The 12,192-nt window shown below is 57.5% G+C and carries 9 protein-coding genes; 1 reads left to right on the top strand and 8 read right to left on the bottom strand.

All coding sequences use genetic code 11. The annotated features are described in order from the left end of the window. Nucleotides 1-29 precede the first annotated feature (29 nt). From U6037_RS08170 to sdhC, 5 genes are all read right to left on the bottom strand, one after another. The gene (locus tag U6037_RS08170; protein WP_077571705.1) at nt 30-2,861 is read right to left on the bottom strand and encodes a 2-oxoglutarate dehydrogenase E1 component; all 2,832 of its coding nucleotides are present in this window, start codon (nt 2,859-2,861) and stop codon (nt 30-32) included. A gap of 251 nt (nt 2,862-3,112) precedes the next feature. Next, nucleotides 3,113-3,817 (bottom strand): succinate dehydrogenase iron-sulfur subunit, encoded by a 705-nt coding sequence (locus U6037_RS08165; RefSeq protein ID WP_003223007.1) that lies wholly within the window; start codon nt 3,815-3,817, stop codon nt 3,113-3,115. An 11-nt stretch (nt 3,818-3,828) separates the two neighbouring features. Then, a complete protein-coding gene (gene sdhA, locus U6037_RS08160; protein ID WP_008077944.1) occupies nt 3,829-5,601 on the bottom strand; it encodes a succinate dehydrogenase flavoprotein subunit in 1,773 nt (590 codons plus the stop codon). 3 nt (nt 5,602-5,604) lie between these two features. Then, complete coding sequence (gene sdhD / locus U6037_RS08155; protein ID WP_003222999.1) at nt 5,605-5,973, bottom strand: succinate dehydrogenase, hydrophobic membrane anchor protein; 369 nt, start codon at nt 5,971-5,973, stop codon at nt 5,605-5,607. Further along, a complete protein-coding gene (sdhC, locus tag U6037_RS08150) occupies nt 5,967-6,341 on the bottom strand; it encodes a succinate dehydrogenase, cytochrome b556 subunit (RefSeq protein WP_016773673.1) in 375 nt (124 codons plus the stop codon). Before sdhC ends, sdhD begins: the two co-directional genes overlap by 7 nt. A 363-nt stretch (nt 6,342-6,704) precedes the next feature. Here sdhC and gltA point away from each other — a divergent pair, with 363 nt between their 5' ends. Beyond that, complete coding sequence (gene gltA / locus U6037_RS08145) at nt 6,705-7,994, top strand: citrate synthase (RefSeq protein WP_003222994.1); 1,290 nt, start codon at nt 6,705-6,707, stop codon at nt 7,992-7,994. 1,038 nt (nt 7,995-9,032) lie between these two features. On the opposite strand, the gene U6037_RS08140 is transcribed toward gltA, so the two are convergent. The 3 genes from U6037_RS08140 to U6037_RS08130 all read right to left on the bottom strand — a co-directional run bounded on the left by U6037_RS08140 (nt 9,033) and on the right by U6037_RS08130 (nt 12,092). After that, nucleotides 9,033-10,691: a cation acetate symporter gene (locus U6037_RS08140; protein WP_016987517.1), complete on the bottom strand. Its 1,659-nt coding sequence runs from the start codon at nt 10,689-10,691 to the stop codon at nt 9,033-9,035. Further along, the gene (locus U6037_RS08135) at nt 10,688-10,999 is read right to left on the bottom strand and encodes a DUF485 domain-containing protein (RefSeq protein WP_007919908.1); all 312 of its coding nucleotides are present in this window, start codon (nt 10,997-10,999) and stop codon (nt 10,688-10,690) included. Before U6037_RS08135 ends, U6037_RS08140 begins: the two co-directional genes overlap by 4 nt. 241 nt (nt 11,000-11,240) lie before the next feature. Further along, on the bottom strand, nt 11,241-12,092 hold the full coding sequence (locus U6037_RS08130) for a glycine betaine ABC transporter substrate-binding protein (protein WP_122661512.1): 852 nt from the start codon (nt 12,090-12,092) through the stop codon (nt 11,241-11,243). Nucleotides 12,093-12,192 lie beyond the last annotated feature (100 nt).

The following is a 12,192-nucleotide window of genomic DNA, read 5'->3' as shown; positions in this document are numbered from 1 at the left end:
TTAAATTCGGTTTCAGGTGCGCGAAGGCGTTAAATGGTAAACGCGTCTTGCAGGAGTTTTTCCTGCTGCTCGGCGTGCATCGATGCGTAACCACAAGCAGGTGCAGCAGAAGCCTCACGGCCCGCGTACTCAAGTACGAGAGACTTGTCGAGGTTCCCGATGCTGCGACGCAAGTGGTGTTGGCTGCAGTACCAGGCGCCCTGGTTCATCGGCTCTTCCTGACACCAAACGGCATTCTTGACGTTGGTGTACGGAGCCAGGACTTCTTTCAAGTCGTCCTCAGGGAATGGGTACAGCTGCTCGATACGCACGATGGCAATATCTTCACGGCCTTCGGCACGGCGTTTTTCCAGCAGGTCGTAGTAGACCTTGCCGCTACACAGAACAACACGCTCGACCTTTTTCGGGTCCAGGGTATCGATTTCCGGGATCACGGTCTGGAACGAACCTTCGGCCAGATCTTCCAGGGTCGAGATGGCCAGCTTGTGGCGCAGCAGCGACTTCGGCGTCAGCACGATCAACGGTTTGCGCAGCGGACGAATCACCTGACGACGCAGCAAGTGGTAGATCTGCGCTGGCGTGGTCGGTACGGCAACCTGAATATTGTGCTCGGCGCACAGTTGCAGGTAACGCTCAAGACGTGCCGAGCTGTGCTCAGGGCCCTGACCTTCGTAACCGTGTGGCAGCAACATGGTCAGACCGCAGAGACGGCCCCACTTGTGCTCGCCGCTGGTGATGAACTGGTCGATCACAACCTGTGCACCGTTGGCGAAGTCGCCGAACTGGGCTTCCCAGATCACCAGCGCATCCGGCGTGGTGGTCGAGTAACCGTATTCGAACGCCAGTACCGCTTCTTCCGACAGGAACGAGTCGTACAGATCAAAGCGTGGCTGACCGTCGTACAGGTGCTGCAAAGGAATGTAGGTGCCCGCGTCTTTCTGGTTGTGCAACACAGCGTGACGGTGCGAGAACGTACCGCGGCCGATGTCCTGACCAGTCATGCGGATCGGATGACCTTCGAACGCCAGGGTCGCGTACGCCATGGTTTCAGCGTAACCCCAGTTGATCGGCAGGCCGCCGGCTTGCATCTTCTGACGGTCTTCGTAGATCTTCGAAACCTGACGCTGAACCACGAAGCCTTCCGGAATTTCCAGCAGCTTGGCGGACAGTTCCTGCAGGGTCTTCAGATCGAAGCGAGTGTCGTGACGCGCAGTCCAGGCGTGGCCCAGATACGGACGCCAGTCCACGAACAGCTCTTTGTTCGGCTCTTTGACCAGCGATTTCACTACGTGCAGACCGTTGTCCAGCGCGTTGCGGTATTCGTCGACCTTGGCCTGAACACGTTCAGCGTCCAGAACACCGCCCTGGGTCAGACGATCAGCGTACAGCTCACGGGTGGTGCGCTGCTTGGTGATCTGCTGATACATCAGAGGCTGGGTGCCGCTTGGCTCGTCGGCTTCGTTGTGGCCGCGACGACGGTAGCAGACCAGGTCGATCACCACGTCACGCTTGAATTGCATGCGGTAGTCGATGGCCAACTGGGTCACGAACAACACGGCTTCCGGATCATCACCATTCACATGGAGGATCGGCGCCTGGATCATCTTGGCAACGTCGGTGGCGTACTCGGTGGAACGCGAGTCCAGCGGGTTGCTGATGGTGAAACCCACCTGGTTGTTGATCACGATGTGCACGGTACCGCCGGTCTTGAAACCGCGGGTCTGCGACATCTGGAAGGTTTCCATGACCACGCCCTGACCTGCGAATGCAGCATCACCGTGGATGGAGATCGGCAGAACCTTTTCACCGGTCGGGTCGTTACGACGATCCTGACGGGCGCGAACCGAACCTTCTACCACCGGGGAAACGATTTCCAGGTGGGACGGGTTGAACGCCATGGCCAGGTGAACTTCACCGCCGGCGGTCATCACGTTGGACGAGAAGCCCTGGTGGTATTTAACGTCACCGGAACCCAGCTCGACCTTCTTCTTGCCTTCGAACTCGTCGAACAGCTCGCGCGGGTTCTTGCCGAAGGTGTTGACCAGCACGTTCAGACGGCCACGGTGGGCCATGCCGATGACGACTTCCTTGGTGCCGTAGGAACCGGAACGCTGGATCAGTTCGTCGAGCATCGGAATCAGGCTTTCGCCGCCTTCCAGACCGAAACGCTTGGTGCCCGGGTATTTGGTGCCCAGGTATTTTTCCAGGCCTTCACCGGCGGTCACGCGCTCAAGCAGGTGGCTCTTGATGTCGGCGGAGTACGTCGGACGACCACGCACGCTTTCCAGACGCTGCTGGAACCACTGGCGCTGCTCGGAATCGGTGATGTGCGTAAATTCAGCGCCGATGGTGCGGCAATATGTCTGCTGCAACGCTTCGTGAATTTCGCGTAGGCTCGCTTCCTCTTTGCCGATGAACAGGTCGCCGGCACGGAAGGTCGTATCAAGATCGGCATTGGTCAAGCCGTAATGATTGATCGACAGGTCTGCAGGTGCAGGACGCTGCCACAGCCCCAGCGGGTCAAGCTGGGCTGCCTGGTGGCCACGCATACGGTAGGCCTGGATCAATCGCAGCACTTCAACTTGCTTCTTCTCGTGCTCACTGCTCACGCTGCCGGCGGAAACCGGTTGAGCGCGGCGCTGGTTCTTTGCCAGCAGCACGAAATGGTCGCGAATTGTCGAGTGCGAAACATCAGTGGCAGAGTTGCCGTCGGCAGGCAACTTCTGAAAGTAGGTGCGCCACTCTTCTGGCACAGCGTTAGGGTCGTGCAGGTAGAGCTCATAAAGCTCTTCCACATAGGCAGCGTTTCCACCTGAAAGGTAGGCGCTGTTCCACATGCGCTGCATCACGCTTTCTTGCATGCTTGGTCACCCTCGGTTAGGGGAACACCATCGATGTCGACACCGAGCAAACTTGCAGAAGTCCGAATGCAGCGACTAAAACAAGCCACTTAGGATCACACTGATAGTCCGGGTACCAGCCCGGATGCCCCTGCTTGTCTCATTTCTTCAAAATAAGAGCCGCAGCTTATGGCTACTGCTCTGGTTATAGCCATGACGCGGGTTGAAGCCCGCGCCACAGCCTCTACGGTACAGCGGTTACAGCAGCTGAATCACACGCCGCTCGAAAGCAGCATGTTACGGATGTGACCGATGGCCTTAGTCGGGTTCAGGCCTTTCGGACATACGTTGACGCAGTTCATGATGCCCCGGCAGCGGAAAACGCTGAACGGGTCATCGAGCGAAGCCAGACGCTCGGATGTCTTGGTGTCACGGCTGTCTGCCAGGAAGCGATAAGCTTGCAGCAGCGCAGCTGGACCCAGGAACTTGTCCGGGTTCCACCAGAAGGACGGGCAAGAGGTCGAGCAGCAGGCGCACAGGATGCACTCGTACAGACCGTCGAGCTTTTCACGCTCTTCTGGCGACTGCAGACGCTCGATGGCCGGAGCCGGCGTGTCGTTCTGCAGGTAAGGTTTCACCTTCTCGTATTGCTTGTAGAAGATGCTCATATCGACGACCAGGTCACGGATAACCGGCAAACCTGGCAGCGGACGAACGATCAACTTGTTACCTTTTACAACGGCAGACAGCGGCGTGATGCACGCCAGACCGTTCTTGCCGTTGATGTTCATGCCGTCGGAACCGCAAACGCCTTCACGGCAAGAGCGACGATAGGAGAAACCTTCGTCCTGCTCTTTGATCAGGGCCAGTACGTCCAGCACCATCAGGTCTTTACCACCGGTATCGACCTGGAATTCCTGCATGAACGGCGCGGCGTCCTGATCAGGGTTGTAACGATATACGCTGACTTGCAACATGGCGGCCACCCTTAATAAGTCCGAATCTTAGGTTCAAAAGTCGGAACAGTCTTCGGCGAGAAGTTCACGGCACGCTTGGTGACGCGCTTGTCACCCGGGAAGTACAGGGTGTGGCACAGCCAGTTTTCGTCGTCACGGTCTTCGAAGTCTTCACGGGCGTGAGCACCGCGCGACTCTTTGCGGACTTCAGCGGCGATGGCGGTAGCTTCAGCCACTTCCAGCAGGTTTTGCAGTTCCAGCGCTTCGATACGGGCAGTGTTGAACGCCTGCGACTTATCGTTGATCTTCACGTTGGCGATGCGGGTACGCAGATCAGCAAGCTGAGCGATACCTTTCTGCATGTATTCGCCGGTACGGAATACACCGAAGTAGTTCTGCATGCAGTTTTGCAGTTCGCGACGCAGGGTAGCCACGTCTTCGCCATCCGTACGGCTGTTCAGCGCGTTCAGACGCGACAAGGCAGCTTCGATGTCGGCTTCGGTAGCGTCGTCGTATTCGATGCCGTCGGTCAGGGCTTTTTCCAGGTGCAGGCCGGCAGCGCGGCCGAATACCACCAGGTCGAGCAGCGAGTTGCCGCCCAGACGGTTGGCACCGTGAACCGATACGCAAGCCACTTCACCTACAGCGAACAGACCCGGGATGATCTTGTCGACGCCTTCAGCGTCCTGGGTGATCGCCTGGCCATGAATGTTGGTGGCAACGCCGCCCATCATATAGTGGCAAGTCGGAACAACCGGAACCGGTGCAACAACCGGGTCAACGTGCGCGAAAGTCTTCGACAGTTCGCAGATGCCTGGCAGACGGCTGTGCAGTACTTCCTCGCCCAGATGGTCGAGCTTGAGCAGTACGTGGTCGCCATTCGGACCGCAACCGTTGCCGGCGATGATTTCTTTAACCATCGAGCGAGCAACCACGTCACGACCGGCAAGGTCTTTGGCGTTCGGAGCGTAACGCTCCATGAAACGCTCGCCGTGCTTGTTGATCAGGTAACCACCTTCACCACGGCAACCTTCAGTTACCAGTACACCGGCGCCGGCGATGCCGGTCGGGTGGAACTGCCACATTTCGATGTCTTGTACCGGCACGCCAGCACGCAGAGCCATGCCGACGCCGTCACCGGTGTTGATCAGGGCGTTGGTGGTGGATGCGTAGATACGACCTGCACCGCCGGTAGCCAGTACGGTGGCCTTAGCGCGGATGTAGGTGGTTTCGCCGGTTTCGATGCAGATTGCGATCACACCGACGAAGTCGCCTTCCTGGTTCTTCACCAGATCGACAGCGTAGTACTCGTTCAGGAACGTGGTACCGGCTTTCAGATTGCCCTGATAAAGGGTGTGCAGCAGCGCGTGACCGGTACGGTCGGAAGCGGCGCAGGTACGTGCAGCCTGACCGCCCTTGCCGTAGTCCTTGGACTGGCCACCGAATGGACGCTGGTAGATGCGGCCTTGTTCGGTACGCGAGAACGGCATGCCCATGTGGTCCAGCTCGTAAACAGCAGCAGGGCCTTCCTGACACATGTATTCGATAGCGTCCTGATCACCGATGTAGTCGGAGCCCTTGACGGTATCGTACATGTGCCAGCGCCAGTCATCGTTCGGGTCAGCGGACGCGATTGCGCAGGTGATGCCGCCCTGAGCGGATACAGTGTGCGAACGGGTCGGGAAAACCTTGGTGATCACGGCAGTCTTGTGACCGCCCTGTGCCAGTTGCAGCGCAGCGCGCATGCCGGCACCGCCACCACCAATAATGATGGCGTCGAAAGAAATCGTTGGAATGTTAGCCATGACTCAGATACCCCAGAGAATCTGCACACCCCAGACGAAGTAAGCGAACATCGCAACGCCGCATACTGCCTGGAAAAGGAAACGTATCGCCGTTGCGGACTTGCCGAACGCCATTGGCGTCAGGTAGTCAGTCGCGATGGTCCACATGCCGACCCAGGCGTGAGCGCCGAGGGCAACAAGGGCCAGGAGGCTGAAAATACGCATCCCGTTGTGGGCGAACAGTTCATGCCACTGGGCATACTCGAGGCCAGGGTGGGCCACGACGTATCCGATCAGAAAGATGAAGTAAGCCGCGAGAACGACCGCAGACACACGTTGCGCCATCCAGTCATAGAGGCCCGAACGCGACAGGTTCGTGACGTTAGTTACCATATCCAAACTCCTGCCAGAACGATTACCACCACGGAAACGGCGATAACGATTTTCGAGCCCAGCTTGCCGCCTTCCAGCGTCTCACCGATGCCCATGTCCATGATCAAATGGCGCACACCGGCTACCAGGTGATACAGCAGAGCGGACAGGATGCCCCAAATCACTAGCTTGGCTAGCGGACTGGTCAGACACGCTTTCACCTGACCGAAGCCTTCCTCGGAGCTCAGCGACTTGTCCAATGCATAAAGCATGATGGCAAGGCACACGAAGAGGATGACACCGGAGATACGGTGAAGAATGGACGTGTAAGCAGTGACTGGGAGTTTGATGGTCCTTAGGTCTAGGTTTACAGGTCGTTGGCTTTTCACGGCTTTTTTTTCACACTGAAGAGCCCCTAACAATCAGGGCAAAGTTGTTGGGGAGTGCACTGGTCAGGTAACCACCACCCAGGGATGCGACCCCCAATGAAAGCAAGCCCAAAAGCCCTTGGCGGTCGGTGGCCGAGTATAGACAGTTAGGCTACTAATGACAACGCAATCACCTACCCCCAATAGCTGATTGCACAAGTTGCATAAAAGGCGTAAATGGCAGTCAATTTCGAGGAAAAAGTGCGCTTAAAGCCTTCTGGAGCAAGACTTTAGGCAAATTGACATTCGAATTTATCTCACTATAGTGGTGCGGGCCCTGCGTGGGGGGTCTGTCTGATGGTTCAAGCATAAATAGGAGGCCACATGGCTGACAAAAAAGCGCAGTTGATCATCGAGGGCGCAGCCCCCGTCGAGCTGCCCATTTTAACCGGCACCGTTGGTCCCGATGTAATCGATGTTCGGGGCCTGACGGCCACGGGCCGCTTCACTTTCGACCCGGGTTTCATGTCGACCGCCTCGTGCGAATCGAAGATTACCTATATTGACGGCGACAACGGCATTCTGTTGCACCGCGGCTACCCGATCGAACAGCTGGCTGAAAAGTCGGACTACCTGGAAACCTGCTACCTGCTGCTCAACGGCGAATTGCCGACCGCAGAACAGAAGGCCCAGTTCGTCAGCACCGTGAAAAACCACACCATGGTTCACGAGCAGCTGAAAACCTTCTTCAACGGTTTCCGTCGCGACGCTCACCCAATGGCCGTCATGTGCGGTGTAGTCGGCGCCCTCTCGGCCTTCTACCACGACTCCCTCGACATCAATAACCCGCAGCATCGCGAAATCTCCGCGATCCGTCTGGTTGCCAAGATGCCGACCCTGGCAGCGATGGTTTACAAGTACTCCATGGGCCAACCCATGATGTACCCGCGCAACGACCTGACGTACGCGGAAAACTTCCTGCACATGATGTTCAACACCCCGTGCGAGATCAAACCGATCAGCCCGGTACTCGCCAAGGCCATGGACCGGATCTTCATCCTCCACGCCGACCACGAGCAGAACGCTTCGACTTCTACCGTACGCCTGGCAGGTTCTTCGGGGGCCAACCCGTTCGCCTGTATCGCCGCCGGTATCGCCGCACTGTGGGGCCCTGCCCACGGCGGTGCGAACGAAGCCGTGTTGACCATGCTTGACGAGATTGGCGATGTGTCGAACATCGACAAGTTCATCGCCAAGGCCAAGGACAAGAACGATCCGTTCAAACTGATGGGCTTCGGTCACCGCGTTTACAAGAACCGCGATCCTCGCGCGACTGTAATGAAGCAGACCTGTGACGAAGTACTGAAGGAACTGGGCATCAACAACGATCCGCAACTCGAACTGGCCATGCGCCTGGAAGAGATCGCGCTGACCGACCCGTACTTCATCGAGCGCTCGCTGTACCCGAACGTCGACTTCTACTCGGGGATCATCCTCAAGGCGATCGGCATTCCGACCAGCATGTTCACCGTGATTTTTGCGTTGGCACGTACTGTTGGCTGGATCTCCCACTGGAAAGAAATGCTCTCCAGCCCGTACAAGATTGGCCGTCCGCGCCAGCTGTACACCGGCTACGAGTCGCGTGATATCACCAAGCTGGAAGACCGCAAATAAGACCTGTCTTGCGATGAAGTCTTAGTTGTACCGGGAACGGCCTCTATTTATATAGAGGCCGTTTTTGTTTGTGCTTTCGCGGTTTTTTTGGTGATTGGGGACATATCCGTTGCTGCGGGTGTTGCCGCTGGCGGTTTCGCTCTTACAGCGACTCACTTTTCCAGACGCCGAAAAGTAAGCAAAAGGCTTTGCCCCTGGCGTACGGCACTTCGCTGAGGCTCAGTGTTCCCTCGCTACGGTGTCCATCCGGGGGCATCGCCTACGGTTTGCTTCGCTGCACCTCCTCTCGATGTATGCGGCTACGCCGCACGGCGCTGCGCGCCTACCCCCGGATGAACACCTCCGCTCGGCCTGCCGAAGGGGCTTGAGATCAAAAGCCGAAGCCAAAGCCAAAGCCAAAGCAAGATCACAAGCCAGATCAAGAGCCCCTCACCCTAGCCCTCTCCCCGAGAGAGAGGGAACTGACCGCGGTGTTTGGGGGAGGTACGCCGACGTGAAACACCGAGTCGAACTCAGGTTCTGAAAGGCTCACAAATCGGCTCCCTCTCCTTAGGGAGAGGGCTGGGGTGAGGGGCGAATCCAACACCGAACCAAAGCCGAACACACGCTTTTCACCACTCAATAGGCCGAGTGTCAGCTCGCCTGCTCTTGATCTTGCTCCACGAGCGACGTCGAAAGGCTGAGCGGAGGGATTGATCCGGGCGTGGGAGCGCAGCGACCGTTTGGCGCAGCCAAACACAGCGAGAGGAGGTGCAGCGAAGCAAACCGTAGGCGCTGCGCCCGGAACAATCCCGGAGCGAAGGGACCCCGAGCCCCAGCGAGCGGGCCGGACGTAGGAGCAAGCCTTTTGGGTTACCTTTTCGGCGTTTGGAAAAGGTGACCCGCCGTAAGGGCGGAACCCTAAGCAGCCGTTACCGCAGCAACGGATATGCACACGACCCACACAAAAAACACAGCCCGCCCGATAACCGCCCAATAAAAATGCCCCGATCTCTCAACCGGGGCATTCAGCAAAACATTTACAAAACCATCAAACCATCAATGCGAAACCGCCCCACTCGCCCCCAACCCAGTCTGCGAACGCACAAATTGAGGGAAGAACAGCGCCCGTTCTTTATCCGCTGCCGCCGACTTGTCAGTGATCGAAAAGAACCAGATCCCCACGAACGCAATGATCATCGAAAACAGCGCCGGATACTCGTAAGGGAAGATCGCCTTCTCATGATGCAGAATCTGCACCCAGATGGTCGGGCCAAGGATCATCAAACCAACGGCACTGACCAAACCCAGCCAGCCGCCAATCATCGCACCGCGAGTGGTCAGCTTCTTCCAGTACATCGAAAGCAGCAGCACCGGGAAGTTGCAACTCGCCGCGATCGAGAACGCCAAGCCAACCATGAACGCAATGTTCTGGCTTTCGAACAGGATACCCAAGCCAATCGCCAACACTGCCAAGGCAATAGTGGTGATCTTCGAAACCCGAATCTCGTCCTTCTCGTTCGCCTTGCCCTTCTTGATCACACTGGCATACAGGTCGTGAGACACCGCCGAAGCACCCGCCAGAGTCAGACCGGCGACAACCGCCAGAATGGTCGCGAACGCCACCGCCGAGATAAAGCCGAGGAAAATACTGCCACCGACCGCGTTGGCCAGGTGCACCGCCGCCATGTTGTTGCCGCCCAACAGCGCGCCAGCAGCATCTTTGAAGGCCGGGTTAGTGCTGACCAGCAGGATCGCGCCGAAGCCGATGATGAAAGTCAGGATATAGAAGTAGCCAATGAAGCCGGTTGCGTAGAGCACGCTCTTGCGGGCTTCTTTTGCATCACTCACGGTGAAGAAGCGCATCAGAATGTGTGGCAGGCCAGCCGTACCGAACATCAGCGCCAGACCCAGCGAGAAGGCCGAAATCGGATCCTTGACCAGACCGCCCGGGCTCATGATCGCTTCGCCTTTGGCGTGAACCTTGATCGCCTCGGAGAACAGCGTGTTGAAGTCGAAGCCTACGTGCTTCATTACCATCAGCGCCATGAACGAGGCACCGGACAGCAACAGCACAGCCTTGATGATCTGCACCCAGGTGGTCGCCAGCATGCCGCCGAACAGCACGTACATGCACATCAGCACACCGACCAGAATCACCGCGACGTGATAGTCCAGACCGAACAGCAGCTGAATCAGCTTGCCGGCACCGACCATTTGCGCGATCAGGTAGAACGCCACGACCACCAGCGAACCGCAGGCCGACAGCGTGCGGATCTGGGTTTGCCCGAGGCGGTAGGACGCCACGTCGGCAAACGTGTATTTACCCAGGTTACGCAGACGCTCGGCGATCAGGAACAGGATGATCGGCCAGCCCACCAGGAAGCCGATCGAGTAGATCAGGCCATCGTAGCCGGAGGTGAACACCAGCGCGGAAATCCCCAGGAAAGACGCCGCCGACATGTAGTCACCGGCAATCGCCAGACCGTTCTGGAAACCGGTGATCTTGCCGCCCGCTGCATAGTAGTCGGCCGCCGAGTTGTTTTTCTTCGAGGCCCAGTAGGTGATGTAGAGCGTCGCACCCACGAACGCCACGAACATCAGGATCGCAGGAATGTTCAGCGGCTGCTTGGCCACTTCACCCGTCAATGCATCCGCCGCCCAGACACTCGGCGCGAAAGCGGCAACACTCAATAAAGCCAGTAGACGCCGGATCATTGCTGAGCCTCCTTGAGAATCGCATTGTTCAGGTCGTCAAACTCGCCATTGGCGCGGCGCACGTAGATAGCGGTGAGGATGAATGCCGAAAGAATCAGTCCGACACCGATCGGAATACCCCAGGTAATCGAGGACTCAGGACTGAGTTTCGCGCCCAGAATATGCGGCCCGTAAGCGATCAGAAGAATGAAGCCAGAGTAAAGCCCGAGCATGATCGCCGAGAGTATCCAGGCGAACTTTTCCCTTTTTCGCACCAGCTCCTTGAATCGGGGACTGTTTTGAATCGAGAGGTAAATGCTGTCGTTCATTGTTTTTATCCTCGCAGCACAGATTATTGTTGGAACATAGCTAATGTATGCGGCTGCGAGCGCGGTAACAGACGACCTTAGTAGTAGAACGCCATGACACTTTTGCCAATTTCCGGTACGCCACAAAACAACTGTGGGAGCGAGCCTGCTCGCGAAGGCGTCGGTTCAGTCGATATTTGTATCAACTGACAGATCGCTTTCGCGAGCAGGCTCGCTCCCACAGGGTTAGGCGGTGAAGCTTTTATTTAGTCCAGTCAGCCACGCGATCCGGGTGTTTGGCTACCCAATCCTTGGCCGCCGCCTCAGGCTTGGCACCGTCCTGTATCGCCAGCATGACTTCGCCGATTTCGTCTTTCGACGCCCACTGGAAGTTCTTCAGGAACTTGGCCACTTCCGGCGCTTTGGTCGCCAGTTCTTTGCTGCCGATGCTGTTCACGGTTTCAGCCGCGCCGTACACGCCTTTCGGATCGTCGAGGAAGCGCAGTTTCCACTTGGCGAACATCCAGTGCGGCACCCAACCGGTGACGGCGATGGATTCGTTTTTCTTCTCGGCACGGGTCAGTTCGGCGATCATGCCAGCGCCGGAACTGGCCTTGAGCGAGTACTTGTCGAGGCCATAATCCTTGATAGCCTGATCGGTCTTGAGCATCACGCCTGAACCGGCGTCGATGCCGACGATACGATTCTTGAAGGTGTCGTCGGTTTTCAGGTCTTCGATCGACTTGGCTTTGACGTACTCGGGCACGATCAGGCCGATTTTCGCATCCTTGAAGTTCGGGCCGTAATCGACGACCAGATCCTTGTTCTTCGTCCAGTATTCGCCGTGGGTCACGGGCAGCCAGGCCGAGAGCATGGCGTCGAGCTTGCCGGTGGCAACACCCTGCCACATGATCCCGGTGGCAACGGCTTGCAGTTTCACGTCGTAGCCGAGTTTCTGTTTGATCACTTCGGCGGCCACGTGGGTGGTCGCGACGCTGTCGGACCAGCCATCAACGTAACCGATGTTCAGGGTCTGTTTTTCTGCGCTGGCGAAAGTGGAACTCATCGCAAGCACCAGAGCGGCACCTGCGCCTAAAAGTCGTCGCATCTTCATCGTTACTTCCCCGAAATGCTGCGCCCGACGGATGCCGGGCATCGTCAACGTATTGTTATGGTGCACAGCGCCCCCATCACGCCTGACCGCAAACCAACTC

It is taken from the genome of Pseudomonas sp. B33.4, assembly GCF_034555375.1.
GTDB lineage: Bacteria > Pseudomonadota > Gammaproteobacteria > Pseudomonadales > Pseudomonadaceae > Aquipseudomonas.
The sequence above is the reverse complement of the archived record's forward strand: the minus strand, read 5'-3'. Positions and strand labels throughout refer to the sequence as shown.

Excerpts from the sequence above, each read along its gene's own strand:
- U6037_RS08130 (WP_122661512.1), bottom strand. The coding sequence starts at position 12,092 with ATGAAGATGCGACGACTTTTAGGCGCAGGTGCCGCTCTGGTGCTTGCG.
- sdhA (WP_008077944.1), bottom strand. The coding sequence starts at position 5,601 with ATGGCTAACATTCCAACGATTTCTTTCGACGCCATCATTATTGGTGGT.
- sdhD (WP_003222999.1), bottom strand. The coding sequence starts at position 5,973 with ATGGTAACTAACGTCACGAACCTGTCGCGTTCGGGCCTCTATGACTGG.
- U6037_RS08140 (WP_016987517.1), bottom strand. The coding sequence starts at position 10,691 with ATGATCCGGCGTCTACTGGCTTTATTGAGTGTTGCCGCTTTCGCGCCG.
- U6037_RS08165 (WP_003223007.1), bottom strand. The coding sequence starts at position 3,817 with ATGTTGCAAGTCAGCGTATATCGTTACAACCCTGATCAGGACGCCGCG.
- U6037_RS08170 (WP_077571705.1), bottom strand. The coding sequence starts at position 2,861 with ATGCAAGAAAGCGTGATGCAGCGCATGTGGAACAGCGCCTACCTTTCA.
- U6037_RS08135 (WP_007919908.1), bottom strand. The coding sequence starts at position 10,999 with ATGAACGACAGCATTTACCTCTCGATTCAAAACAGTCCCCGATTCAAG.
- gltA (WP_003222994.1), top strand. The coding sequence starts at position 6,705 with ATGGCTGACAAAAAAGCGCAGTTGATCATCGAGGGCGCAGCCCCCGTC.